The following is a 25,943-nucleotide window of genomic DNA, read 5'->3' on the forward strand; positions in this document are numbered from 1 at the left end:
TCGGCGCTCTGAGGGCATGGTCGGGAGTGCATGCAACACGACCCGCCCTGACCCTCCTCGCACTCACGGCGATCCTGTCCGTGCTGTGCGCACACGCCATGATCGACAGCGTCGGGTTTCTCCTTTTCGAAACACCCGTTTCTCTCCTCTTGCTCCTTCCTGTCCTAGCCGGAATCGCCGCCGGCATCGGCTCCTACAACACCGCCCGCGTCCCGCTTCCCGAGCCTGCGCGCCTCACACCCGCCCGAATCGCCTGGCTCCTCATGCTCACCTGCCTCGCCTGCTTATCCGTGGGCGCTGCCCAGGTCGCCAGTCCGGAACTCTCCTGGGAACCCGCCGTGCGCAATACAGTCCTGCACACGGCACTCGCCATCACAGCCGCCAGGCTCCTCGGCCCCACCCTCGCCTGGCTGCCCCCGGTCTCTCTGACTCTGATCTGCATGCTCTTCGGATATCCGCCCTCCGAACCCGGCTACTACAGCTGGGCCGTGATCATGGAAGAGGCCGTGACGGCTAGCCAATGTGCCGTCACCGCAACAGCCTTCCTCGCGGCATGCATCCTCTACGCTGCCGCGCCCAGGATGACCGGCCACCTCGGGCGATTCAGCCGCCCAGCCCCCCCAATGCGCGGGATAAAGGTCCAGCAGAAGCGCCCGCTCCCGTAGAGCAGGACGAAAGGATCATCATGCAGCAGGTATGGACGATCGCCGCCGCACTCATCCTGGCCAATGCCGTCGGATTCGGCTTCGCGCTGCTCTTTCGGAAGATCCACAGGATCCGCAGCCGACGCCGAGGATGACTCCTCGCTTCCGCTCCCGCGCAGCCACCACCCAGAGCGCCTCCCCTGCCGGGGCCCGCGAGGCGCCCCTACGCCAGGCAGGCGCAGGCAAGAGATCGCAGAGGCGAAGGCGACGCGGCACTTGGGCTGCTCAGGGCCGGAAAGGCGTACATCCATGGGAGTGGTTCGGCCGCAAGCGCAACTTGCGCGGCAGCAATGTTCACCTCGGCGACGCCTGTTGCGGCCCGGTTGAAGGTGAGCAGGGCTGGGTTCTATGAGCTGGCGCGCCTCGGCTGTGGCGGTGGGCGGGCGGCGGTGATGCTGATTCCGCACCGCTAGCCAGGCAAGGAGGAGGCCATGCTTCCATCGGACTGCCAGCGCGTCCTCGCTGCCGTGCGGCAGGCCGCCGGAGCTATGCCCCGGCAAGGCTAGAAGCTGGGCGTGGACGTAGGGGTGAAGAGGAAGGTGGAACCGCTGCGCGGAAGGTCGGTCCGGCTCGTTGATCGTGGCTGGTTGCGGAAGCTGCCCGACGGCCGGTTCGCCTGAGCCCGTGACCTGAAACGCCACGGCCGGCGGTTACGGCGTTCACGATCGGTTCTCTGGCGTGGCCGGTGTCGGGAAGCCGTCCCACACGGAAGGTCAGGCTGAATAGCGGCTGGACTTAATTCAGTCCAGCCCGCTATGGTCCCGCCCATGGACATTCGAACCGAACTCGACAACTTCCTCGGCGAGAAGCGTGCGCTGATCGACGCGATCACGCGGGAGTTCCGTGCCGGCACACCCGCCAAGGAGATCGCCCGGACGGTCGCACCGGCCTTCAGCCGGGACCAGGTGACCCAGTACCTGTCCGCCATCGCCCTGGCGGACAAGGCCCGAAAGGCCCTCAAAGAGGCCAACCTCGCCTTCGCCGCCGACGTGTCAGTGACCGGAATCGACGCGCCGCGCGAGGCACGGCTGATCCCCGCAGCGGACCCGCAGGAGACACCCGACTACCCTTCCCTGCCCGCGCGGATCAGGGACGCGCTGCGCGACTTCCACATCACCCTGGGCCTGCTGCAGACCGGCGAACACGACGAAGACACCAGCGACGCCGAGATCGACGAGTTCTTCCTCGACGGCCAGCCCGTACGCCTGATCAAACTGAAACCGCGCACCTGACCCGTAGACAGGCATCCCGAGAAAGCACTGGTCAGGATCTCGTCCGAGTTGCGCTGCACTCCTGGGCCTTCGCTCAGCTCGGACAGTTCCCGGAGTGCAAGGCGCGCCGCGCCGGTGTCCCCGTCTTGTTCGTCGACCCTGCCCACATCTCGCGCAGATGTGGTGATGAACCCACCGTCGTTCCAACCGTCGATGACCAGGTAGGCGCCCGGGCGATGCGGCATCCGATCGGTGCGTCTCAGCGTGGTGAACTGCATGGGGCCCTGTCTTCGCTGTCTGCTGTGTGAATGCCTCAGTGTCGTCGGGTCTCAGTAAAGCCCTGGCGAGACGCGAAGACTGCAGTAGCCCGTATGCGGCACTTGGCTCGATGCCTGCGATGCACAGCCACAGGCGTGCATCAATGCCGATCTCACCGCTGCCGACGGCCCCCGTATCCACCCGGAGGGGGCAGGCCTGCAGCCTGAGAAGGAGCCCGTCCAGACGGTGGCTGTCGAGGCGTTGTCAGAGCCGGCTGGCATGGTGCCTGTATGAGTGCGGTAGACCCAGGCGCGGTGTCGGGTCCGCGGGAACACGGTGCGGTCCGTCCCTGCGGCCGGCTGTTCCACTGCGGATGGCTGCAGGTGTTGGCCCGAGGGGGACGAGGGCCGAGCAGAGGGGCGGCCGGTCAGCCGTGCGATTCAGGCTTGAAGATGGGCCCAGACAGCTTTGCCGGTGCCGTCGGCGTGGACGTCGCAGCCCCAGTCCTTGCTGAGCGCGGTGACGATGCGCATGCCCCGGCCCCCTTCGGCGAGGGGGTCCTGTGTGGTTGTCCGGGGGCGTTGGTCGCTCGGATCGCTGACCGTGCACGTCACCGTCCTGTCGGTGCAGCTCAGTCCCAGCCAGGCCGCCGCGGCTTCCTCGTCGCTCTCCGCAGCCAGAGCGTGCGTGGCTGCGTTGGTCATCAGTTCCGCAGCCACGAGCGTTGCGTCGTCGGCACACCGCTCCAGGCCCCAGGAAGTCAGAGTCTCGTGAGTGAACCGCCGGGCGCCGGACAGGCTCAGGCTGCTTGCAGTGAAGCGGTGCGCGGCGAAGCGCGGTACCCCGAGCCCTTGCCCGAGTCCCCAGTCGACGGGTCTGAGGCCGACGGCATGGACGTCCATGAAGAGATCCCTCCTGGTGCGCGACGAAGCGCCTACATCTTGAACCATCAACGTCCTAACTGCCGCTTCTCAGGCACTCGTTCGGGGGACACTCACCGCCGCGCGCGGCCGATAAGATCCTCACCAACCCACTCCTCATGCAAATGCATATGGGATTGCACGTCCAGGAGCATCTGACTGTGGGGTCCGAGCGCGACGGTCTCGAAGACCATCCTGCGCGGTGGGGAGGTCGTCATTGAACTGAGAACGGAGACAGTCATGCAGTTCGACAACGGTGTCCCCTCGAACCGGATCCAGGGCGCACTCTGGATCAAGAGCCAGGCCAGCGGGGCGGAGGGCAACTGCGTCGAAGCGACCGCCCTGCCCGGCGGAGCCGTGGCTCTGCGCAACTCGCGCCACCCCGAGGGGCCGGCCCTGATCTACACCACCGCCGAGGTCCGCGCTTTCCTCCAGGGCGCCAAGGACGGTGAGTTCGACCACCTCGTCGGCTGAGGCGTAAAGGTGTGACCATTCCGTCGGACATGCGGTGTCGTTTCTGGAAAACTGGCGGGCAAGAGCCGGTCGTCCACAGGAGCACGCATGTCCGACGGGCACGCCCGGAGTGAGACTCCGTCCGCCCAAGCCGTCCCAGGGGAAGAGCCGCACACGAAGCCCGAGGCCGCAGCGCGGCTTCTGGGCGATTACCTCCGCAGCCTGCGGAGGCAACGCGGCCTGACCCTCGCTCAGGTGGCGCCGGCCATCCGCGGATCTCAGTCTAAAATCAGCCGCCTCGAACGAGGAGAGAGCCCGGCCAAGGAACGCGACGTCCGTGACCTGGCCACGTTCTACGGGCTGCAGGACCGCCGGGAACTCGACAACCTGCTGCGCTACAGCCAGGACAGCGCCTGGTACGAGAAGTACGCCGACGTCACTCCCAACTGGCTCCGGCGATTGGTCGGCTTGGAGGGATCCGCGGATTCCATCCGGACCTATGAGAACAACGTCGTCCCCGGCCTCCTGCAGACCCGCTCCTACGCCCGTGCCGTCGTCGAGGCCGGCCTGCCCCACGCCACAGCGGAAGAGATCGACCTGCGGGTGCGGATGAGAGCGGAGCGCCAGAGCATGCTCAGGCGCCGCGGGAACCGGCCACGGGTCACCGCAGTGCTCAACGAGGGAGTCCTCTGTCAGCCCACGGGCGGCCCTCAAGTGATGGTCGAACAGCTCGAGCACCTCAAGAGGGTTCAGGAACTCGACCGGACCAACGTCGTGATCCTTCCGTTCGACCGCTCGTCAGGCGCCGTGCCCAGCACGCCGATGACACAGCTGACATTCGGAGACGGGGGCCCTCAGGAACTCATCTATGTCGAGCTCATCGACAGCGCTCTCTACATCAGCAGACCTGCCCAGGTGGCACAGTACCGATCGGTTCTCAACAAGGCGTGCCTGGCTGTAGCGGACAAACAAGAGAGCATCGACCTCATCGACGCCTACATCAGCTACTACCGCGCCCGCGCTGCCAACCGCGCTGTCACCAGCCGACCCGGCATCGAGGTACACGAGCGACACCACCCCACTCGACACACTCCCCGGGCGGCTGTGTAGCAACCGTCAAACCGCCACGCCATGCGGCGACATCGCCCAGGCCGGGGGAGAGTACGTCCAAGTCCTTGAAGAACTTTTTCACCTGCTCCGCCTGCCGCACCCGCCCCCAGCGGCCCTGGGTCTCTTCCTGCATCACCGCTGTGACCTTGGCGCCTACCTCCGAAGCCGAACAAACCAGTTGGCTGATCGCGAGGAAACTTCCCGGTGCCAGCGGTGCGGTCCACCGCCTGACCAGGTCGGCCGGGCCCTCCTCATCCGGCAGGCAGTGCAGCACCGAAACCAGCAGGACCGCTGTCGGCTCACGCAGGTCCATCAGCCGCCGTACCTTGGCGTGTTCCAGAATGAAGGCGGTGTCGCGCACATCCGCGTGGAGGAACAGGGTGTTGTTGTTCTCCTGCAGGACCGTCCGCCCGTACGCGAGGGCCGTCGGATCCGCATCGACGTACACCACGCGTGACCGGGGGTCCGCTCTCTGGGCCACCTGGTGCACATTGTCCTGCGCGGGCAGTCCCGAGCCCAGTTCGATGAATTGACGCACTCCGTACTCCGTGGCCAGCGTGTGCACCGCGCGCTTGAGGAACCGTCTGCCGGCGCGAACGGTCCTGCTGATCTCGGGAGCGACCGACAGCACCCTCCTGCACGCCCGTTGGTCGGCCTCGTAGTTCTCCACGCCCCCCAGCAGCCAGTCGGACATCCGAGCCACACTGGCCACGGAGACATCGATGGTGCGAGAAACTCGATTCTCTCCGCCGCTCATTCGCCCCCACAAGCCTTCAGTAGCGCAAGAAAGCAATGCTAGACGCAGCCTGCGCCAGGAAGGGAGACCACGTTCGGGGGAACGGTGGAGAGATTCCGAAGATTTTCGCACCCGAGGAGAAAAACATTCTCATGTAATGAGAAACACGACCCTGGACTCCCCAGGCATATCCGTCACGCCTCTTTGGTCAGGCATACTTGAATGGCATGTGCCGAAAGAAGCTTCGCCGAACCTCGCAAGTGGGATCGACGGCCACCGGCGTATGCCGGGCGTCAGATCCGTCGCCCGTTCACGCGTCAGAACAGGCACCGGCGAAGGCTCGGAGTGCGGTTCGGCCGAGGCCGGCTTCGACCGAGAGAGGCAGGGTGCCCCAGCGCGTTCAGGATCGTCGCGCCAGCGGGGCGGGGGCAGCCGTAACGCCTGGGCCTGCTCGCCCTGCCGTCACAGCGCCTTCTTCGAGCCGGCGCCGTGACGCCTACCTCCCTGTTACGACTCCGTGCCGTCGGCGGAGACACCGCCCTGGGGGAAGATGTCGTGCGATGCCAAGAACGCGTAGTGCAGCTCTTCCCACAACGGGCGCACTGCTGCCGGGTGGGCACCGAGCCGGATGACAAGCCGGGAGAGCAGCGGCCAGTCAGGGATGCGATCCCCCTTCAGAACTTCACGGATCACCCGCGGCGACAGCACGGCCCCTTCGGCGAGCCGAGCCGGATCCGGGCTCCCGGCAGCCAAGTGCAGTCCCCTCAGCGCAGCGCGCAACAGCGCGGCAGCCTCGCGCACGGGGCGCCGAGGAGGCAGCGTGACACCCCGCGCGGCCTCCCACAAGAACCGGAACTCCAAGGGAGCACCCGACAGGATCGTGGCGAGCATGTGGACGACCGGCCAGGACGGAAGACGCTCTCCGGCCAGGACCCGGGACAGATACGGTGCCGACAGGTCCGCCTCGCGCGCCACATCCCCGATGGTCATGCCGGATCGGCGGTGCAGATGCGACAGGGCCGAGCTCAACGCGTGACCGGGCAGCCCCGCCGACCCGTCGGGCACCTGACCGTCCCCGCCATCCGGCCCTGACCGCCACGAGACCACCGGCTGCCCGCGCAGCTGTCGCTGCACCCGGGCCGTGCTCCACCTCAGCCGCGCCGTCTCGGCCTGCACCCCGGCCGCCTGCGCCACCTCGTCCCACGACGCCCCGCCCCCGCGCGCATCCTGCACGGCAGCCGTCACGTAGCGATTGACCTCCCGCTCGATGCGATGGGCGCACCGCAGGAGATCGGCCAGCGAAGCCTGGCCGTGCTCGAGCCGCACCAACTGCACGGACAAAGCCTGGACGCTCTCCGCCAGCACGGCGCCCCAGGGGACCGCAGCGGTAGGAGGCGGTGTCCTGTGGCCGTCCCGCTCGCGCTGAGCTCGACGCCGGCACCGCTTGTCACAGTAGCTCCTGCGCCGGCCGGGCCCCGGCCGATGCGGAAAACTCTGGCCGCAGAACCCGCAGCGCCCGACCCCTTGCGATTCGCTCACTGTGAAAGTCCCTCCCCGAAAACAACCCGCCTCCCGCCAGGGAGGCGATGAGGAAACGCGGCGGGCCTGCGCCAGGTCCCGCACGCGCAGAGGTGCCCGGCATCCTTGAAGGCGCCGGACACCCCTCGCGCTTGCGCCTCAGCGGCGAATGAACCGCAGGTGGTGGACGGTGGACCGATCAGCGACGGCGATCAGACACATCAGGAAACCCCAGCCCAGCGCGGCCGGGTCACCCCCCGCCCAGATCACCCAGATCGCGATGACCAGCACGACCAGGATGCTCAGCCTCAGCTTTACATCCCAGGCACGAATCGTGCCCGGACGTGGAACAGGCCAGCTCCCAATGGTAGTTTCACGGGAAGCCGGGGGCCGCTGATTCCCGCCCCGGTTTCGATCGAACATGGCTCTTTCCTTTCAGTTTGATCGGCACAGGCCCCGAGAGTGGACGCAACCCACCTCGGGGCCTTCTGCGTGTCAGACAATGGACTGGACACGGGAGAACCTACAACCACTCGGAGCCCAGCCCGCACGGCCCTCTATCTCACGGGAACCGTCCGTCCCGCCATGCAAGAAATTTGCCCACGAGTAACTCGAAAAACAAGCTGAAAAAAATGATCGATTTCGCTCAAAGCTCAGCCGCTAAAAGACCGGTGACGGATCGATGAGGACAGAGATCGATGCACCCCCGCACTCGTGAGGCCAATCGTGGTAGTGGTGCACAGGCTCTGAGATGTTCACCCGTTCGGCCTATGGAAAAGGGGGTGGATGCAAGAAGTGAGGGCGCGGGGGAACCGATCTGCGCCGTAACACGTCCGCCTCTCGCCTCGGTGGCGGCCCGCACGCAGAGAAGACGTCCACTCGGCCGCAGAATCCGGCCTGGAGTGGCGAAACGCTTCTTCGGCCAGGTCTTCTGGCCGAGCGTGGCGTCGAACGACTGCCACGAAGATGCCGGAGCCACCGCCCTTGGCGTCGAACCCCACGGCCCCGAGAGCGGACTGGCGCATCCTCAAGAACCACGTGGATCCCAGGGAGAGACACCGACGGTATCCGTCGTCGGGTGGGTGAGGAACGCTGCCCTCGGCGGGGTCGAGGCCGTCTCCATCGACCTTTCGAAGATGCCAGCAGCCCCCGGCGGCATCCTTCTCCCGACTGCCGGCAGCACCGGCGGTGACAGCCTCTCGCCCCCCAGGGAGGAGTTGGCTTCAAGTCGATGGACGGGCGGATGCCATACCCGCCCGCGGAGCGCCGGTTGTGGCGGCGAGCCTCTGTGCAGCTGACGGAGCAGGCATGCGTGTTGCCGTCACACGGACTGTCCGCATCACCAGCAGCTCGAGCCGCGGGATCATTCGCTGTCCGCCACGCTCGGCGGTGCCCGTTGACCTGGTGGCAACCCTGCGGGGGTATGCGCCGTCCAGGAGGACCTCCACGTCGGCAGAATGCCGGCAGCAGACCGCGATGGCTTCGCTGCGTGCGACGGTCGCATCGTGCATCCGGCCAGGTCGCAGAGTATAGGTCCAGAGAGTGCGGCCCTGGTGGTCTGCCACGGCGGTCCATCGCGTTTTGCCCAAGACGAACGCGCGGCGTCTGCCAGGGGCCTGCGCACCTGGTTCTCGGTGGCGTCCAGCCGTAGCCCGATGCCCTCGGCCCGGGCATAGGCGAACACGTCGGCCAGGGAACGCAGTCGCAGACCAGAGCGGTCGGGGACCGTGCATCCCTCTCGGTCAGAATTGACTATATTTCCCCAGCGGCCCGGCGACGGTGGAGCGGTCGACACTGAACAGCAGGGGCGAGAACAGGGCACGTCAGATCGTGCCGCAGATGAATCAGAGTGGCGGGACTTGGCGGTCTTCTCGATCTCCCGGCGCTCGAACACGGCGAACATCCTCGGCCGTCCGCCCGGTACTTTGGGCTGGGCGAGACGAAGCCGTCGTTCTTGGCGGCTGTGGTCGTCGACTGCAAAGTGGATGTAGGCGAAGCCCACGCTGCTGCGGGTGACCCGGCCGGCCTGGCGGCCCAGGACCTTGTGGCCGCCGGGATTCGGCCGAGCTTCTCCACGTGGACATGGACGAGTTCACCGGACGCCGCGTTCGTCGCGGCGGATCGGCGTGCCGGTGGGGCGGTCGAGCCAGGCCAGCCGGTTGAGCCGGTGGCAGGTCGGGATCCGGCACACGGTCGAGTGCGGACAGGCCCGGGACCGGGCCGATGCGGGCGCGACCGAGTTTGCGGCTTGTGCCGCACGTCGCAGACGCGGGCTTCGACCGCGGACGACGTCCGGTGCGGGCTGGTGTGCGGGCCTGCCGGACCGGCCATGGAGGCCAGGGCCGCCCTCGCCACCGGCCCATCCATTGGCGGGCGGTGGCCCGGAAGATGCCCATCCCGGCGGCCACATGGGCGACCGGACGGCCTGAGCGGACACGGTCGACCAGCAGTCTCCGACCAATCACGGCCAGACGGGCGTTACCGTGGGGCACGAAGACCTCCGTGCGGTGAGTTCCTAGACAGCGCCCACCACACCGGAGGTCTTCGCCGTGCTCAAGACCAGACCAGTGTCAACAACGCTCGTGATCAATACAGCTAGCACCGAGGCCACAGGCCGCCGAGGGCCGGCTCGGCCGCCTCTCGGCAGACAGGGCCCTGCCGGATCGTTGCCGCCGTGAGTGCCCGGTCAGATGGTGCCCGATCTGCTACGGCACCGGAAGCCAGGTGACGGAGACGAAGCCGTTTCCGCCGCGAGCCCCGGAGGCGACGGGAGCGGTCTGGGTGGTCTGTGTGCCGCCGTACCCGCCGGCGCCGGCGCCGGCAGGCACCGCCACACCAGTCAGCCCGGCGGGGGAACCGCCACCGCCGCCAGCAGTACCAGCGTTGCCGCCCGCGCCCCCATAGGCGGTGAGCCCGTCGTTGGTGAACTCGCAGGTACCTCCCGCACCGCCTCCACCGCCACCGCCGTCGGTCCCTTGGCCGTCTCCGACGTCCGGTCGTCCGGCGGAACCGTTTCTCGGCGATCCGCCGAGGCCACCCCATGCGCCGCCCCCGGACTCGCTCAGTCCGCGCACGGAGCCACTTGCGCCCCCGCCGCCGCCGCCGGAGCTGGCCAGGATCCCGCCGTAGCCGCCGCCGGGAGTCAGGTTCGTCACGGAGCTCCCGCCCGCCCCGCCGCCACCGCCGCGGCCGAAGCCTTCCGTCCGGGTCGCTCCTGCCCTGCCGGACGCATCGGGATCACTTCCGCTCGCGCCCCCCTGTCCGCCGGTGGTGGTACCTGCGCCGCCGCCTGCACCCACGGTGATGCGAAGGGTGGTGGCGGTGGAGGCTGTGACCGTCTTCTCGCACACGGCCAGACCGCCGCCCCCGCCACCTCCGCCGCCCGAGCGGTAGAGCGGATTGGTGCTGTTGAAACCGCTGGAACCGCCTCCGCCACCCGCGCCGACGGTGACGAGCGTCAACCGGACACGCGTCAGAAGCGGATTGGTGCTCGCCGGAACGGTGAGTGTGTACACGCCGGGCTGGCCGTACGTCGTCGTGCCGACAGCGGCGGCCGGAGCGGCATGGGCGCTGCTGCCCGGGGCGACTGTTGTGCACAGCACCATCGCCACTGCGGCACCGCCGAACCAGCGCTTTGACCAAAGGGGACGGGGCATTGCTCGGGTATCCCTTCTTTCCTCACGGTCGGCCGGGAGCCGGTTTCACTCCGTCATGAAAGCCGATGTCCCTCGCTGCACAACAGAAGCCGACCGAGTGACACTGCGCGGGCTGCGTCGCCGCCCCGGCTGGGACCGGGAAATACTGCTGCGAGCCTCGGCGAGGCAGGCTCATCAACCGCCCGGTGGCACCCTCACCCTTCATCTGACCAGCCCAGAGTGGGGATGGAAAGGGCTCTCAGCGCGCCCTTGCACCCGCCAAGGAAGAGACGTTCTGAAAGCTCAGACCCGGATTCGGCACATCTAAAGCAGGAGGGGGCGCGCAGAAGCGGGGGCCGGTGGTCACGGATGCGCCCCCGCGCAGACGAGTCAGCCATCTCGTACGGGCGGTGCACTTGGCGGCCGACAGGGATATGAGCACATTGGACCGAACTGGCCAAGCCCCTGCCGGGTCCCCAGTCCATACCGCCTGCACCACGGAGGACGCCGTATGTCCGCACGCCGCCCGGTCGCCACTCTGCTCGCCCTGCTCCTGCCGACTCTCCTGACTCCGCTTCTCCTGGCTGGTCCGGCTCATGCGGGGGTCGCCGACGTGACCTGCCCGGCGGGGACGGACACCGTGACCTACAGCCCCGGCGTCACCCTGACACCCGCTTCGATTGCCATCACGGACACGCAGAACCTGGGGGCCTGCGTGTCCAGCGATCCCACGATCACCAACGGAACAACCATCACCTCCTTCACCGCGGTGCGCTCGTGCCTGAACCTCGGGGCGGCTGGCGCGGGCAACCTGACAATCACGTGGAACAACGCGTCGACCAGCACGCTTTCCCTGAACTTCGTGACCAACACGATCGGCGGCTCCGTCGTCTCCACCGGTACTGGATCCGTCATCGCCGGCAAGTTCGCTGGGGACGCCGCCGTCATCGTCTACACCGGCCCCGTGGTCAACCTCCTCGACTGCGTTGGGTCAGGCATCACCAGCCGCACAGGCACCGTCAGCCTGGCACTCACCTCGCTCTGACCCGTTGACGCTCAGGGTCGCGTTCGATCGGTCGGCGCCCCGCGGCGTTCGTGGGGCTGTCGGCGGGTTCCGTCGCTGTGGGCCCGGACCGTACGTCCTTGTCCCTCCCGGCACTGGTGAAAGGCTCAGTGTCGGCGGGGACGAGGTGGGTCGTGAGCCTGCGCAGGAAGGCGTCGTCGACCGCCGGGGCGGGGATCCCGGCTCGCGTGCGAGCAGCGTGCTTGCCGGAGCCCGGCCAGCCCCTTCGGTGGTCAGGGACGAAGCCGGCGCCGACTGTCACGGGCCAGGGCGGATGGACCATCATTCGTGGAGTTTGGCCGCCCCGCTGGTCGGTGTGCCGGCGTACAAGCTGATCTGCAGAGGCCCGTCTCGATGATCCTTCACTCGGAGCGCTGGATGGATCTACGCCTTTTTCGCGCCCTGCACGAAGCAGGGCTGAGTCGCGTGTCGATCAAGCGCAGGCTCGTCTCCTGGTGCAGGCCCGTTGAGCCGAGCCCGAAAGCGGCGAGTCGGTGATCAGCAGCGGCGGCACGCGGACCTGAGCATCGACGCGGCCGAGATCGCTGAGGGCCAGGAGCAGCGCGATGTTGGTCACGGCCTTCGGGTTACCACCCATGGAGCTGCCGTCGAACGACTTCTCCGCCTCGTTGCGCTCCTTGACCCGGGTGGTGAAGCCGGCCGGGTCGATGAACGCCGCCTCCACCGCCGGGCTAATCTGCTGCCGACGCCGCGGGAAGAACTCTTCCCGCCGGCCGGTGACCTCCTTACGGTGCACCTCGGCAGCAGCCTTCGCCGTGTCCCTGGTCACCTGGGCGGCCTTCATCCGCTCCTTCACCGCAGTGATAGCCCGGGCCAGCGCCTTGAGGCAGTCGGCGTTGCCGATCTGCTTCTTCAGCTGCGCGACATCCCGGCTCAGGCCGAACGCTTCCTTCTCCGTCTGCTGTGCCTTCTGGCGGGCGGGAGCCAGATGATCCCGCTCGTAGTCATCGCGCTGCGCGAGCGCCTGCGAGGCCGCCTCCTCAGCGGCCACCGACGCCCGCTCCACGCCGGCCGAGGCCTCCAGCAGCCCCTTCAGATCTAGCGGACTGGATCCGCGATCCACAGCCCGCTACTGTATGAGCGTCATCGAATATCTGATCGGGCATGGTCGAGGGTGGATGTGCTTCTGACGACAAGCCAAGCCGCTGCGGAACTCGGCTGCGCAGTCACGACCTTCCGGCGTCTGGTACGGACGGGCCTGATCCCGGGAGTGGTCAGCAGGGGAGTGCGGGTGATGGTTCCCCTGGAAGCCGTCCAGGCGCTCAGTACCAGGCGTAAGGCCGCCCTGCACTGCTTGCCGGTAGCCGAGATCGCCGTGCTCCGCATACGGGGAGCTGAATCTCCTCATGCCACCTCCGGCGCCGGGCAGCAAGGGTTCTCCGCCGACACGCCGGCCGCGGAGCTGCTGGCGAACCTGCGCGGCTGGTGGCGCTGCGACGCTCCCAGCGTTGCCGCAGGAGGCGCCCTGCCGGTCACCGTCGCCGGTTACGTCGTCGCCGTCCTGACGAACCTGCACCGATGGGAGAGCAGCAGCGAGGGACGGACACTCTTTCCTGACGCTGTACTCGCCGGCTACGTCACGGATCTCGCCCGGCCCACCGTCCACCTCACCGCCCAGGACGCCACCGACCGGGCAACCGCACAGCTCCTGCTCGGCTCCCGGCTCACCTCCGACTCCGGCGGACCGATCGCATATGTCTCCACCCGCAACCCCGATGTGACCCAGGGATGACGATGGACGCCAAGGCCTACAACGCGAAGCTCGCCGAACTGCGCAAGGACCGCGACCAGATCAAGAAGACGAAAGCCGCTCTCGCCTCCCTCGAAGAGGCCCGGGACAAGAAGATCCGCACGCTCGCCGGATACGAGAGGGCCAGCGCCGAACGCATCGCTCCCGCAGCCGGCCTGAGGCTGGCCGACATCGCGCGCATCGCCCCGGCCCTCACGCCCCCCACCCTCCACGACAGCGCGTCGGCCGCACCCGACGGTCCAGCGGAAGACAGCCCGCCCACACACGCGGCCTCCGACAACAAGGACACCCCCGCCACGACAGCTCCCAGCGCGGTGACTCCCAGCCGTCCCCGGCCGCAGAACCCGGCCGGGGACGACCACCCCCAACCCGTACCGGCACCCACTGCTGCCCCTGGACGGGACCGTGAACTGCCCTCCATTCCCGACGGAGGGCAGGGCGACTGCTGGTTCGCCCACACCCCGAACCTCGTCTCCACCCACCCGAACTTCACCCAGCAGGCCCGCTCCACCGTCTTCCTCGACACCATCACCGGCGTCCTCGTCCACCGCGACCAGACCCTGCGCCTGACCCTGACCGACACCCGCGCCGCCACCATCCTGCAGGCTGTCTTCCACGCCGTCCCCGAGGGCACCGAGCGGATCTTCATCACCGCAGGCGACCCCTGGCACCACCAGGCCGACCAGCACCCCTTCCTCAAGGACGCCGTCGCCGCCTGGCTGAACGCCCCCATCGACGGCTGGCGCACCGACACGGGCCGAGGCAAGGACAAGATGGCCGGCCACTTCGTCCACCCCCGCAACCCCGTCGGCCGCTACCAGAGCGACAACGGCCGCCACCACGTCGAGATCCGCTCGGTGGGGGAGTGGTTCGACCCCGACGGCGCCGACCCCACCACCATCCGAGACGCGTTCGTCCTGCTGTGGAAAGCCCTGCGCGCCCACTGGAACGACGCCGTCCTGATGGGCTCACCCTCCCAGACCGGCCGCGACCTGTGGACCCGCACCATCCCCACCCGTGGACAGCACTCCGACGGCTACCCCGTCCTGTCCGAAGAGCTCCGCGGTCTCCTGCACGCCACCGCAGGCCAGGGCCGCACCGAACTCATCACCCCGCCCGCCCTCCCCGACCGGCTGCCCGCCCTGGTCGAGTACGACCGCACCTTCGCCTACGCCAAGCACACCTGGAAGTCCCCCGTCGGCACACCCCGCCGCATCACCGCCCGCACCTTCGCCTCCTGGAGCGAGAAAGAGCAGGTCAAGGCTCTCTACGGCTGCGGCCACTGGCACGTGCGCGTCACCGTCCCCGACACCTGGAACCACGTCGGCCTCCTGCCCGCCCCCGCCCCCGGCGACCGCGCCTGGCACTACCCCGCAACCCCCGGCACCACCTTCACCACCTGGGCCGGCGGCCCTGAGATCCACACCGCACTGACCAACCCGCTCACCCCCTGGCGCATCGAAATCATCGACGGCCTGCTCTGGGACGACGGCAAACCCCTCGACGACTGGGCCAAGAAACTCAAAGAAGCCTGGGCCACCCTCGCCGCCCAGGCCGACCTCCACGGCGACCCCGCCCAGCGGCAGGCCGCCCGCCTCGCCTCACGCGCCGTCCGCTCCCTGCTCCTCTACGGCATCGGCTCCTTCGCCCAGCGCCCCCGCATGGTCACCGGCACCACCCCCCGCACCCACGAGCGCGACGTCCCCGCCGACGCCGAGATCATCGGCTTCACCGACGAGCAGATCACCTGGCAGCGCCCCACCGGCTTCACCCGCGACCCCAACGCCCACCCCGAATGGGCCGCCGCCATCTGGTCCGGCGCCCGCGCCGCCCTGCTCTCCCAGCGCCACCGCGACGACAACACCTACGCCGGCGCCCTGCACACCCCGCCCGGCACCGTCGTCGCCTTCCGCACCGACGCCGTCTACCTCACCACCCCCCAGCCCTGGCCCTACCACGGCCAGCCCGGCGACTACCTCAACAAAGGCCACCTCGCCGGACCCCTCGCCGCCCCCACCACCGAAGAGCAGCTCCTCGCGCTGCGCGACGCCGGCCGCACAGCCCTCAAGGAGACCTGATGCCCTCCCGCGCTCCACGGACCCCGCAGCCAGGCGAAGCCGCCCGCCTCACCGACGAGCTCCGAGCCGCAGGATTCACCAAGAGCAGCATCGCCCGCATCATCGACCGCGACGCCTCCCTCGTCTCGCAGTTCTACACGCGAGGCAAAGGCGCCGCCTTCGTGCCCGCCCTCACCCGCGTCCTCGCCGCCGTCCACACCGCGGGCATCACCGACCTCGACGAACTCACCAGCATCGCCGCCCCCCACATCACCCGCCGCACCACCGCCTCCGGCACCCGGGCCCGCGTCCGCACCAAAGCCGTCCTCATCACCCCCGCCGGAACAGGAACCGGCCGCGCCGGCGCCCAGGCCATCGCCTCCGGCGCCGCACGCCTGCGCCCACTGATCGCCGAAGCCGCCCGCCAGGGCCTCCGGCTCGCCTTCACCATCCGCATGCCCAAGAGCGGCTACACCCTCGCCTCGGGCAGCCGAACCGACTCGCCGGGCATCCGCCGCGACGTCGTCCAACGCGCCGACCACACCGAGGAACGCTCCTACGGATCCGCCGTAACGGGAGGATTCGACGCCGTCGACTTCGCCCACCGCGTCGACGCGGCAGGCGGGGACGTCACGGCTGCCGTTCACGGCTGGCTCCTCGAAACGGGTCGCATTCACCCCGACGCCCCCATCACGCACCTGGAGGTAAGGACCTGGCGCCCGCGCTGACCGCTCGCACCGGTAAGAACGAACCACTGGCCCTGAACAGCGAGTGAAAGCCGAGCAGTTCACGCGGCTTTCAGCCACACCATCGCGAGAGCGTCGCCGACACCCCCACTCGTGCCCAGCCTGCCCCGCGCCCGTCCACCAGAGCTGGATCTACCCCTTGGCGAAGCGCTCGAATGGCCTGCGGCAATCAGGCAGCGGATGATGGAGAGCCTCGAAATAGGCACCATACGGCGGAGGTTGAAGCCGCAGACCATCCGGTTCCACCCTCGGGGCCAAGACGCGAGACACTCCCACCCAATTCGCTCTCACGTACGAACATGGAGGGGTGTGAGTCCAGCTCACCGAAAGAAGATGGCCCGGACCGGGGGAGCGGCAAAGCTACCGGCGAGTCCAACTGACGCAAAACATCCTGCAGTTGTTCAACAGCACTTAATATGACGGCCTGTGCCAGTGGCACAGGCGCCTCGTCAGCATCTGCGCTTGCCGCACGCCACGCCTCTGTCCACCGTCGGGCAGAGAGATACGGAGCAGCTCCCGTGTATCTCGACAGCTACTCCGCGCACGGATTCCGCTCCCTGGCCCATGTCGAAGGCATCCCCGTCAGCCGGCCCACCGTCCTGGCCGGCCGCAACGACGGAGGCAAGAGCGCCGTGCTCACCGCACTGGCCTTCCTCCTCGGCACCCACCGCCTGACCGACGAGGACCGCACCTACGCGCAGGGCGAAGGAGACGCCAAAGGCCGGCGATGCGCCGAAACGTGGGTAGAGGGCCACTTCCGGCTGGACACCGAGGAGCAAAGCGGCAGCGGCCTGGGCGAGCACGTACGCATCCGCCGGCGCTCCGCCCTGGGAGAAGCGGCCTGCCTGGAGTACTTCGGCAGCCGACCTGTCGACCCGAAGCTGCGCGACCTCGATCAGCTGCTCAAGCCGGCGCTTTCTTCCCTCGTCGCCGAGTACGGTCTGTCCCCGGCAGGAACCCTCAAGGAATCCCTGCTGGCAGAACTCACGGCACACGCCAGGACCGTCCCCCAGGAGCAGGGATGGCTGGCGCTGCCCAGACTGCTCCAAGAGCGACTCCCGCGGCTGTTGTCGTTCGGAGGCAAACACGAGAGCCCCGACGACGCCGTGCACACCGCCTTGAACAGCAGCTACAAGACCCACCTGGAGGACGAGACCCTCCAGGGCCGTGTCCGCGAGATCGAACAAGAGATCAACCAGCGGCTGGAGAAGGAAGCCGACTCCCTGTGCAGCCACATCCGCCAGCACTGCGGCGAGTACGTCAACGTCAACGTCAAGCCCATGGTCTCCTTCAGCGGAGGGTTCAAAGGCGCCCCGCTGCACGTCTCGAGGGCCGACGGTGAACTGGTCGACCTGACACGCGCCGGCCAGGGAAGCACCCGCCGTATTGCCCTGGCGGTATGGGAATGGACCAGCAACCTCCTGGAGACCGTCGAACTGGCCGCATCAGGAGAACCCGCAGCCACCCAGACCACCCAGACCATCGTCGTCTACGACGAGCCCGACACCCACCTCGACTACCACCATCAGCGCACGGTCATGGACATCGTCCGCAAGCAGTGCGCCCTGCCCCACGTGAACGTCATGGTCGCCACCCACTCGATGAACCTCATCGACGGCGTCGACATCGCCGACGTGGTCCACCTCAGCCTCGGAGACGACGGCCGCACCATCGTCGAACGCCTCAAGGACGACCAGCACGACGGCATCGACTTCCACCTCGGCCAGATCGCGGCATCACTGGGCCTGCGCAACTCCGTCCTGCTCCACGAACGCTGCTTCCTCGCCGTCGAAGGCGACACCGAGCAAAAAAGCCTCCCCCTGCTCTTCCGCCTCGCCCAGAACATGTCACTCCAGGCCGCAGGCATCGCCCTGTGGGGCTGCGAGAACAACGAGGGCGCCCTCCACCTGGCCAGCTACCTCGTCAAACACCAGCGCACCGTCATGCTGATGGTCGATGCCGACAGCCGCACCAACAAACTCTTCAGAACAGAGCGACTCCAGCGCACCGGCCTCGACCTCGAACAGCAGGTGTCCTACGTCGGCGAAGCCGAAGGCTACAACGAACTCGAAGAACTCTTCAGCAACGAGCAGTGGACCACTGCCGCCAACACTCTGTGGCCCAAGCCGGCATCCCAGACCTGGCACCCGGACGAATTCGATGCGCACCGCGACGGCCAGAAATTCAGCGCCCGCATCCTCCACATGATCAAAGAGGAAGCCGAGGACAACAGCCCTAATGGCAAACCCGCCATGGTCTACGGGCTCGCCACCACCCTCACCACCCCCGAAGACGTGCCCCGCCAGCTGCGGGAGATCTTCACCCGCCTACAGCAGCTCGCTCACTGACCAGACGCCGACTGTCGCGCCCGGCGCAGGAGCATGCGCTCTTTGCGTTGCTCGTCGGTCGGCGCCACCCACGCATGCCAGCCGACCGATTCCACCCACTGACGGGCATGCATCCGGGCGTCGATCCCACACCATCTGCACCCGCCTGGCGAGGGAACACAGCCAGCACGAGCAGACCTCGGAGAGGACATCTCTCCTCCTTCCCACGCCTCTTATCTTCCCTTCCTGCACTGACAAATCACACTGAGTGACGAAGCTCGAGGTGTACGCGCATGAGGTTCCTCCACACATCCGACTGGCACCTGGGCCGGCGGTTCCATTCAGAAGACCTGGTACCCGCCCAGCGCGTTTTCCTCGACCATCTGGTCGACACCGCGCGAACCGAGAACGTCGACGCCGTCCTGGTGGCCGGAGACATCTACGACCGGGCCATCCCGAGCCTCGACGCCGTACGCCTGTTCAACCACGCCCTGCACCAGCTCGCGGACCTGAACGTCCCGATCATCATGATCAGCGGAAACCACGACTCGGCCCACCGCCTCGGCGTCGCCTCCGGCCTCCTGGCACGCACCGGAATCCACCTGCGCACCGACCCCGCCACCTGCCACACCCCCGTCATCCTCGAAGACACCCACGGCCCCGTCGCCGTCTACGGCATCCCCTACCTCGAGCCCTCGATGACCCGCGCCCCGCTGGAAGCCGAAGCCGTCTCCCACCGCGCCGTACTGACCGCGGCCCTGGAACGCATCCGCACCGATCTCGCCACCCACCATCCGGCCGGCACCCGCTGCGTGGTCCTCGCCCACGCCTTCGTCACCCCCGGCACCGGACAGCCCGACGAACGCGACAAGGCCAAGGAATCCGCCAGCGAACGCGACATCACCGTCGGAGGCATCGCCCACGTGGGCGCCGACCTCTTTCACGGCATCGACTACGTCGCCCTCGGTCACCTGCATGGCGCTCAGTCCGTCACCGACCGCATCCACTACAGCGGCTCCCCTCTGGCCTACTCCTTCTCCGAGGCCCGCCACACCAAGACGATCACTCTCGCCGACCTCACTCCCGGGCAGGCCCCCGCCCTTACCCGCCTGCCCTGTCCCGTTGCCCGCCGCCTGGAGCGCGTCACCGGTTTCATCGACGACCTTGTGACCAACCCCGTCCACGAACCCCTGCAAGACGCCTGGCTCGAGGTCACCCTCACCGACACCGCCCTGCCTTTCGAGGCCATGGCCCGGCTGCGCCGCCGCTTCCCCCACACCGCCGAACTCAAGCACCGGCCCGCCCACATCCCCGCCCAGGTCACCTCCAGCACCTACAGCGAACGGGTGCGCGGCCGCAGCGACCTCGGCATCACCACCGACTTCGTCCACAGCATGCGCGGCACCGAACCCACCCCGGAGGAACACGCCCTGCTGCAGCAAGCCGTCGAAGCCTCCCGCCTGAACGAACAGCAGAAGGAAACTGTCTGACATGCGCCTGCACACTCTGCACCTGCAGGCCTTCGGCCCCTTCGCAGGCACCCACACCATCGACTTCGACAGCCTGTCCGCCGACGGCCTCTTCCTCCTCCACGGCGACACCGGCGCCGGGAAGAGCACCGTCTTCGCCGCCATTTGCTACGCCCTCTACGGCAAGCCCCCCGGCGACCGTGACCTGCTGCTGCGCAGCCATCACGCTCCCGAAGGTCTCCTGACCGAAGTCACCTTGGACGTCACCCTCGCAGGCCGCCGCTTGCGCATCCGCCGGGTTCCCGCCCAGATGCGCCCCAAACGATCCGGCCCGGGTGAGACCCAGCAGAAGGCCGAGACCTTCCTCAGCGAGCGGACCACCGACACCACCGGGCAGGAACGCTGGGAACCGTTCAGTAAGTCCCACCAGGAAGCCTCCGCCGAGATCATCGACCTGCTGGGCATGAGCCGGGATCAGTTCTGCCAGGTCGTCCTGCTGCCCCAGAACGAATTCACCAAGTTCCTCCACGCCGATGCCCACGGCCGGCGCGAACTCCTCGGGAAACTCTTCCGCACCCACCGCTTCGCCTTCGTCGAACGCTGGCTGCACGATCACAGCCGCACCATCGAGAAGGACCGCGACACCGCCCGCGCCGACGTCCTTCGCCTGGCCGAACGCATCCACCAGGCCGCCGGAGCCGACCTCGCGACCGAGCACCCCGCACCCACCCTCGAAGACCCCCACACCCTCACCGAGCCTGCACAGGCCTGGGCCCAGGACCTCCTGCACGCCAGCCACGAACACCACGACCACACCCTCCAGGCAGCCGCCACGGCCAAGACCCACCTGCTCGAAATGCAGACCCTCGAAGCCGCAGCACGCGACCTCCACCAACAGCAAGCGGCCTACACAGACGCCCGGCGGCAGCTCGACCTGCTGCAGGAACAACAACCACACCAGGCCACCCTCCGCCAGCGCCGCGACCAGGCCCGCCGCGCCCAGCACGCGGCTCCCCAGCTGCATGCCGCCGACACCGCAGCCAGCGACCACGCCGACGCCCAGCGCACTGAGCGCAGCGCCCGCCGCCACCTGCTGCCTCAGCACGCGGACCTGGACGCCGACCAGCTGGAAACCATCGAGCGCACCACCCGCAACGAAGCTGCTGTCCTGGCCGAGCTCGTCGCCGAGGAAGACACCGTCCGCCGGCTGACCACCCAGCTTGAGGGTATTGACGCCGAACGGCAGGACTTCGACACCCAGCAACGCACCTCCCAGGACTGGCTCGATCAGGAGCCCGGCATGCGCCGCGACCTCGAGGCACGGCGTGAAGCCGCCCGGCAGGCCGAACTGGAAGGCCTGCGTCATCACGACGCCCTGGACGGCCTCAAGACCCGTATCGAAGCCGCCGAGCTGCGAGACACCCACCTTGCGGAGGTCGCCAAGGCCGAACAGCGCCTGGCAAAGACGCAAGAGATCGCCGCCCTGGCCGGCCAGGAGCACCTCGACATTCGCCGCCGGCGCACCGAAGGCATGGCCGCCGAGCTCGCCGCCACCCTCACCGACGGCATTCCCTGCCCGGTCTGCGGCTCCTGCACCCACCCCGCTCCCGCCGCCGCCCAGGACGGACAGCCCACACGCCAAAACGAACAGGACGCTGAAGCCGCCCACGAGCGAGCCAACGCCGCCCGGGACGCCGCCGCGGCCGTCCTGCATGGCCTGCGCGAACAAGCAGCCGCCGCGACCGGCGAAGCGGGCGACACCTCACTGGCCGACCTGCAGACCCAGCACGCCGCGCTCAACGCCGCCCTGGCCGACGCCCTGGCCCGGGCTGCCGACCAAGGCGCCGTGCAAGAAGAACTCCACGCGCTCGACACCGAGCACACCCACCACACCGAGCAGCACCGCACCGCAACCGCCGGCCTGTCCGCCCGCAACGCCGACTACGACACCCTCACCGTGCAACTCACCGAGCTGACCACCAAGCTCACCACAGCCCGCGGCACCCACCCCACCGTCGCCGCCCACGCCGCCGAACTCACCCGCACAGCCGACCACCTCAAGCAAGCCGCCCAAGCCTCCCGCACCCTCGCCACCGCGGCCCAGACCCTCAACCACCGCACCGAGCAGGCCCTCCTCACCGCTAAGAACCAAGGGTTCGACACCTTGGCACTCGCCCAGCAGGCCCTCCTCGACGACGAAACCCTGCGCGCCATCGAGGAAGAGATCACTCAATGGCGCGAGAACTGCGCCGTCCACACCGCGGTCCTCCAAGACCCGGCACTGCAGCAGGCCGCCGCCCAGCCCCCCGCCGACACCAGCGCAGCCACAGCAGCCCGTGCCGCCGCCGACAACCAGCACGCAGCAGCAACCGCCGTCGCCGACGCCGCCCGCACCCGCGCCCAAGACCTCGCCACGCTGGCCACCGACCTCGCCACCGCCGTCCAACGACTTCAGCCACTCGAACAGGCCTACAGCACCGCACGCCACCTGGCCGACCTCGTCACCGGCACCTCAACCAGCGCCCGCGTCCGCATGCAGCTCGAGGCATACGTCCTGGCAGCCCGGCTCGAAGAAGTCGTCACCGCCGCCAACACCCGCCTGCACATCATGTCCGAAGGCCGATACACCCTCTCCCACTCCGACCACCAAGCCCCCCGCGGCGCCCGCTCCGGCCTCGGCCTGCAGATCACCGACTCCTGGACCGGCCGCCCCCGCAAGACCGACACCCTCTCCGGCGGCGAGTCCTTCTTCGCCTCCCTCTCCCTGGCACTCGGACTGGCCGACGTCGTCACCCACGAATCCGGCGGCAACCCCCTCGACACCCTCTTCATCGACGAAGGCTTCGGCACCCTCGACGAAGACACCCTCCACAAAGTCCTCGACGTCCTCGACTCCCTGCGCGCCCACGACCGCACCGTCGGCGTCATCAGCCACATCCCCGAACTACGCCGCCGCATCCCCCACCGCCTCCACGTACGCAAGAACCCCACCGGCTCCACCCTCGCCCACCTGACCGAAGCAGCCGAATAGCCTGACACCCACCAAGCAGAGAGGACCGGGCAACCCGACCCCTCTGCTTGGCACCAGTCGGCCGACCCGTTGGAGCGGTACTCACATGCCCGAGATCGAGCTGCGCCCGCACCAGCAGGAAGCCGTCACCGCCGCCGTCAAAGCACTGCGCGTCCATGCCCGGGCCACCGTGGTCGCCGCCTGCGGCACCGGAAAAACCTTCATCGCCGCCCGCACCACAGCCCGCCTCACCCCACGGGGCAGAACCCTGGTCCTGCTGCCCACTCTGGACCTGCTGTCCCAGACCGCCCGCTCCTGGCACACCGCCGGCCGCAAAGGCACCACGGTCGCTGTCTGCTCGGCCAGGCAGGCTTCCGACCACACCCCGGCCGGCGACCTGCCCATGACCACCAGCCCCGCCGAGCTCACCGCCCTCACCACCACCGGCGGACCGGCCACCGTCTACGCCACCTACGCCTCCCTGCCCGCCGTCGTCACCGCCCACCAGACCCACGGCCTTCCTCCCTGGGACCTGCTGGTCGTCGACGAGGCCCACCGCACCGCAGGCCGCCTCGGCAAAGCCTGGGCGGCAGTCCACCACGACGACCAGATCCCCGCCCACCACCGCCTCTACCTCACCGCCACCCCCCGGATCTGGGACGCCGACGCAGAATCCGGCCGCATCGAGGACACTGACACCGTCGCCTCCATGGACGACGAATCCCTCTTCGGCCCCGTCGCCTACCGCCTCACCCTCTCCGACGCCATCGACCTCGGCCTCCTCGCCGACTACCAGATCCTCGTCCCCGTCATCGACGACACCACCCTGCGCGACTGGCTCGCCACCGGCCCCGGAGCCGGCGTCGACGGCCTACGCCTCGCCGGCCGCCAGGTCGCCGTCCTCAAAGCCATCCACGACCACAAACTCCGCCGTGTCCTCACCTTCCACCACCGCGTCCAAGACGCCCGCGCCTTCGCCACCACCCTCCCCGACACCGCCGCCGCCCTCCCCACCCACCTGCAACCCGACGGCCTGTGGTCACAGTGGATCAGCGGCACCCACCCACCCCGAGTCCGCCGCCGCATCCTCCTCGACTACGCCACCCACACCCACCCCGAACAACCCGCCGTCCTCGCCAACGCCCGCGTCCTGGGCGAAGGCATCGACGTCCCCTCCATCGACGCCGTCGTCTTCGCCGACCCCAAGAACAGCCCCGTCGACACCGTCCAAGCAGTCGGCCGCGCCCTACGCCAACAACCCGGCGCAGGCAAAAAAGCCACCCTGATCGTCCCCGTCTACCTCACCCCCGACGAAAACCCCGACGACCTCCTCGGCGCCGACGCCTACACCCCCCTATGGCGCACCATCCAAGCCCTCCGCGCCCACGACAGCCGCCTCGAAGCACGCCTCGCCGACCCACGCACCCACCGCCCCACCCTCACCGGCGAACCCGGCCACTGGCTCCACTTCGACCGCCCCACCCAGGCCGACGAAGTCGCCCTCGCCCTCACCTTGCGCGTCCTCAAACCCAAAAGCGCCGAATGGCGCCGCGGCCTCACCTCAGCCCGCCGCTACCACCGAACCCACCACCACCTCGACACCCCCCAGACCTACCAAGACCCCACCGGCTACCCCCTGGGCCGCTGGATCACCTGGCAGCGCCACCTCCACAACCAAAACGCACTCGACCCCACACGCACTCACGCCCTCGAACACCTCGGCATCATCTGGAACCCCCGCCAGCAAGCCTGGGACCGCGGCCTCACCCACGCAGCCGCCTACGCCACCACCCACGGCCACCTCGCCGCCCCCGTCGACCACCACGACCCCGAAACCGGCTTCGCCCTCGGCCGCTGGCTCGCCACCCAACGCAAACGCGCCGCCCAGCTCACCCCCGCCCGCACACAGGCGCTCCACGACCTCGACCCGCACTGGAACCCGCCCTGGCCCCTGACCTGGCAGCGCATGTACCACACGGCGCGACGCCACGAGCAGAACGGCCACCCCCTCACCACCGTTCCACGACACTTCCAGACGGCAAACGGCGAACGCCTGGGGGAGTGGCTCCACACCCAGCGGACCAACCCGCCCCAGACCCCGGAGCAACTAAGTCTGCTCGCCTGCCTGAACCTGGCACCGCCAGCCCCGGCCTTGAACGCTGCTACGCCCTCGGGACGGCCCTCCGGTGGGCGGGACCGCGCCTTCCAGCAAGGCATCACGGCACTCAGGCAGTTCTACGCCCGAGAAGGGCACAGCCGTGTGCCGCAACGGCATACGGAGGAACTCCCCTCCGGGTCCGTACGCCTCGGTCAGTGGATCAGCAACATCCGCCGGCGTTGGGACCGGCTGACTCCAGAACGCCAGCATGCGCTGACAAGTATGGGCCTCACACCCCAGCACCAGGACAGCCGTACGACGGTCGCTGCGCCGCACGCCCCCCGCACAGCGACATCAACGCCGCATGCGTGCCCGACGTGTTCTTCCGGGCCTCGCCCATGAAACTCCCTTCCAAACCCACGAGCCGCGGTGTAGTCATCCCTTTGTCGGCCGTCCCGGGGTCGGCACCAGCCCCGCGAACCGAAAGCCCGTTCCGGCGGCCGCTGGCGTCCTCAGCTCAGGTCGCGGGCCTGCCAGGTGGGCGGCACCTTGGGCAGTCCGATGAGGGCGTCGATACCGAGATGCTGCAGCAGCAGTGCTTTGAGATGACGGCCGTCGATGAGCTCGACCCGGTTGCGTGGGGCGAAGTCCCAGCTGGCCTTGCCGAACCACGCCGTGGTGACGACGAGCCCCGCGACCGCCCGTACCGTCTCGGCGGACACGACGTTCTTGGTGCACTTGGCCTGGATATTGCACAGCCCACCGATGAGCGGTTCCTCGTTGACCGCGACCGCGTCGATGCCGTCGTCCCGCGATGCCTGGGTCACCCACGACTGCAGCCCGATCTTCTCGAACAG

19 protein-coding genes and 2 pseudogenes are annotated in these 25,943 nt (G+C 68.5%); 12 read left to right on the forward strand and 9 right to left on the reverse strand.

Annotated elements, in window-relative coordinates:
* Positions 1-98: 98 nt before the first annotated feature.
* Both ACF1BN_RS36810 and ACF1BN_RS36815 read left to right on the forward strand, forming a co-directional pair.
* Positions 99-665 carry a hypothetical protein gene (locus ACF1BN_RS36810; protein WP_392335962.1) on the forward strand — a complete coding sequence of 189 codons (567 nt, stop codon included), beginning with the start codon at positions 99-101 and terminating at the stop codon, positions 663-665.
* An 806-nt stretch (positions 666-1,471) separates the two neighbouring features.
* Entirely contained in the window at positions 1,472-1,936 is a 465-nt protein-coding gene (locus tag ACF1BN_RS36815) for a hypothetical protein (RefSeq protein WP_392335963.1), read from the forward strand.
* A 677-nt stretch (positions 1,937-2,613) separates the two neighbouring features.
* Here ACF1BN_RS36815 and ACF1BN_RS36820 read toward each other — a convergent pair.
* Positions 2,614-3,075: an ATP-binding protein gene (locus ACF1BN_RS36820; RefSeq protein ID WP_392335964.1), complete on the reverse strand. Its 462-nt coding sequence runs from the start codon at positions 3,073-3,075 to the stop codon at positions 2,614-2,616.
* Between the two features lie 258 nt (positions 3,076-3,333).
* On the opposite strand from ACF1BN_RS36820, the gene ACF1BN_RS36825 reads away from it, so the two are divergent.
* Together ACF1BN_RS36825 and ACF1BN_RS36830 are read left to right on the forward strand one after the other, a co-directional pair.
* Entirely contained in the window at positions 3,334-3,567 is a 234-nt protein-coding gene (locus ACF1BN_RS36825; protein ID WP_389168244.1) for a DUF397 domain-containing protein, read from the forward strand.
* Between the two features lie 87 nt (positions 3,568-3,654).
* Positions 3,655-4,656, forward strand: a complete 1,002-nt coding sequence (locus ACF1BN_RS36830; protein ID WP_392335965.1) for a helix-turn-helix domain-containing protein — start codon at positions 3,655-3,657, stop codon at positions 4,654-4,656.
* Here the strand turns inward: ACF1BN_RS36830 and ACF1BN_RS36835 are convergent.
* The 6 genes and pseudogenes from ACF1BN_RS36835 to ACF1BN_RS36860 all read right to left on the reverse strand — a co-directional run bounded on the left by ACF1BN_RS36835 (position 4,583) and on the right by ACF1BN_RS36860 (position 10,521).
* Positions 4,583-5,350: an SAM-dependent methyltransferase gene (locus tag ACF1BN_RS36835; RefSeq protein ID WP_392335966.1), complete on the reverse strand. Its 768-nt coding sequence runs from the start codon at positions 5,348-5,350 to the stop codon at positions 4,583-4,585. The genes ACF1BN_RS36830 and ACF1BN_RS36835 overlap by 74 nt on opposite strands.
* Before the next feature lie 549 nt (positions 5,351-5,899).
* Positions 5,900-6,757, reverse strand: a complete 858-nt coding sequence (locus ACF1BN_RS36840) for a helix-turn-helix domain-containing protein (RefSeq protein ID WP_392335967.1) — start codon at positions 6,755-6,757, stop codon at positions 5,900-5,902.
* A gap of 312 nt (positions 6,758-7,069) precedes the next feature.
* Entirely contained in the window at positions 7,070-7,201 is a 132-nt protein-coding gene (locus ACF1BN_RS36845; RefSeq protein ID WP_392335968.1) for a hypothetical protein, read from the reverse strand.
* Between the two features lie 1,130 nt (positions 7,202-8,331).
* A pseudogene (locus tag ACF1BN_RS36850) lies at positions 8,332-8,764 on the reverse strand (IS5/IS1182 family transposase); the annotation flags it as partial.
* Positions 8,765-8,867: 103 nt separating this feature from the next.
* Positions 8,868-9,402 (reverse strand): annotated as a pseudogene (locus ACF1BN_RS36855) (helix-turn-helix domain-containing protein); the annotation flags it as partial.
* Between the two features lie 213 nt (positions 9,403-9,615).
* On the reverse strand, positions 9,616-10,521 hold the full coding sequence (locus tag ACF1BN_RS36860; protein ID WP_392335969.1) for a hypothetical protein: 906 nt from the start codon (positions 10,519-10,521) through the stop codon (positions 9,616-9,618).
* Positions 10,522-11,056: 535 nt separating this feature from the next.
* Between ACF1BN_RS36860 and ACF1BN_RS36865 the strand changes: the two genes are divergently transcribed.
* On the forward strand, positions 11,057-11,590 hold the full coding sequence (locus tag ACF1BN_RS36865; RefSeq protein ID WP_392335970.1) for a hypothetical protein: 534 nt from the start codon (positions 11,057-11,059) through the stop codon (positions 11,588-11,590).
* 451 nt (positions 11,591-12,041) lie between these two features.
* On the opposite strand, the gene ACF1BN_RS36870 is transcribed toward ACF1BN_RS36865, so the two are convergent.
* The gene (locus tag ACF1BN_RS36870; protein WP_392335971.1) at positions 12,042-12,692 is read right to left on the reverse strand and encodes a hypothetical protein; all 651 of its coding nucleotides are present in this window, start codon (positions 12,690-12,692) and stop codon (positions 12,042-12,044) included.
* A 57-nt stretch (positions 12,693-12,749) separates the two neighbouring features.
* Between ACF1BN_RS36870 and ACF1BN_RS36875 the strand changes: the two genes are divergently transcribed.
* The 7 genes from ACF1BN_RS36875 to ACF1BN_RS36905 all read left to right on the forward strand — a co-directional run bounded on the left by ACF1BN_RS36875 (position 12,750) and on the right by ACF1BN_RS36905 (position 25,488).
* A complete protein-coding gene (locus ACF1BN_RS36875) occupies positions 12,750-13,361 on the forward strand; it encodes a helix-turn-helix domain-containing protein (RefSeq protein ID WP_392335978.1) in 612 nt (203 codons plus the stop codon).
* A gap of 2 nt (positions 13,362-13,363) precedes the next feature.
* On the forward strand, positions 13,364-15,457 hold the full coding sequence (locus tag ACF1BN_RS36880) for a hypothetical protein (protein ID WP_392335979.1): 2,094 nt from the start codon (positions 13,364-13,366) through the stop codon (positions 15,455-15,457).
* Complete coding sequence (locus ACF1BN_RS36885; RefSeq protein WP_392335972.1) at positions 15,457-16,164, forward strand: helix-turn-helix domain containing protein; 708 nt, start codon at positions 15,457-15,459, stop codon at positions 16,162-16,164. Before ACF1BN_RS36880 ends, ACF1BN_RS36885 begins: the two co-directional genes overlap by 1 nt.
* A 536-nt stretch (positions 16,165-16,700) precedes the next feature.
* Positions 16,701-18,530, forward strand: coding sequence for an ATP-dependent endonuclease (locus ACF1BN_RS36890; RefSeq protein ID WP_392335973.1), 1,830 nt, complete (start codon positions 16,701-16,703; stop codon positions 18,528-18,530).
* Positions 18,531-18,802: 272 nt separating this feature from the next.
* Complete coding sequence (locus ACF1BN_RS36895) at positions 18,803-19,999, forward strand: exonuclease SbcCD subunit D (RefSeq protein ID WP_392335974.1); 1,197 nt, start codon at positions 18,803-18,805, stop codon at positions 19,997-19,999.
* Position 20,000: 1 nt separating this feature from the next.
* Entirely contained in the window at positions 20,001-23,009 is a 3,009-nt protein-coding gene (locus ACF1BN_RS36900; RefSeq protein WP_392335975.1) for an AAA family ATPase, read from the forward strand.
* A gap of 85 nt (positions 23,010-23,094) precedes the next feature.
* Positions 23,095-25,488: a Helicase associated domain protein gene (locus ACF1BN_RS36905; RefSeq protein WP_392335976.1), complete on the forward strand. Its 2,394-nt coding sequence runs from the start codon at positions 23,095-23,097 to the stop codon at positions 25,486-25,488.
* A gap of 110 nt (positions 25,489-25,598) precedes the next feature.
* On the opposite strand, the gene ACF1BN_RS36910 is transcribed toward ACF1BN_RS36905, so the two are convergent.
* Positions 25,599-25,943: restriction endonuclease (locus ACF1BN_RS36910; RefSeq protein WP_392335977.1), on the reverse strand; the 345-nt coding region annotated here is incomplete at its 5' end.

The organism is Streptomyces sp. NPDC014861 (assembly GCF_043081625.1).
GTDB lineage: Bacteria > Actinomycetota > Actinomycetes > Streptomycetales > Streptomycetaceae > Streptomyces.

Coding starts and splice junctions, on each gene's coding strand:
- ACF1BN_RS36810 (WP_392335962.1), top strand. CDS start 99: ATGATCGACAGCGTCGGGTTTCTCCTTTTCGAAACACCCGTTTCTCTC.
- ACF1BN_RS36815 (WP_392335963.1), top strand. CDS start 1,472: ATGGACATTCGAACCGAACTCGACAACTTCCTCGGCGAGAAGCGTGCG.
- ACF1BN_RS36820 (WP_392335964.1), bottom strand. CDS start 3,075: ATGGACGTCCATGCCGTCGGCCTCAGACCCGTCGACTGGGGACTCGGG.
- ACF1BN_RS36825 (WP_389168244.1), top strand. CDS start 3,334: ATGCAGTTCGACAACGGTGTCCCCTCGAACCGGATCCAGGGCGCACTC.
- ACF1BN_RS36830 (WP_392335965.1), top strand. CDS start 3,655: ATGTCCGACGGGCACGCCCGGAGTGAGACTCCGTCCGCCCAAGCCGTC.
- ACF1BN_RS36835 (WP_392335966.1), bottom strand. CDS start 5,350: ATGTCCGACTGGCTGCTGGGGGGCGTGGAGAACTACGAGGCCGACCAA.
- ACF1BN_RS36865 (WP_392335970.1), top strand. CDS start 11,057: ATGTCCGCACGCCGCCCGGTCGCCACTCTGCTCGCCCTGCTCCTGCCG.
- ACF1BN_RS36880 (WP_392335979.1), top strand. CDS start 13,364: ATGGACGCCAAGGCCTACAACGCGAAGCTCGCCGAACTGCGCAAGGAC.
- ACF1BN_RS36885 (WP_392335972.1), top strand. CDS start 15,457: ATGCCCTCCCGCGCTCCACGGACCCCGCAGCCAGGCGAAGCCGCCCGC.
- ACF1BN_RS36895 (WP_392335974.1), top strand. CDS start 18,803: ATGAGGTTCCTCCACACATCCGACTGGCACCTGGGCCGGCGGTTCCAT.
- ACF1BN_RS36900 (WP_392335975.1), top strand. CDS start 20,001: ATGCGCCTGCACACTCTGCACCTGCAGGCCTTCGGCCCCTTCGCAGGC.
- ACF1BN_RS36905 (WP_392335976.1), top strand. CDS start 23,095: ATGCCCGAGATCGAGCTGCGCCCGCACCAGCAGGAAGCCGTCACCGCC.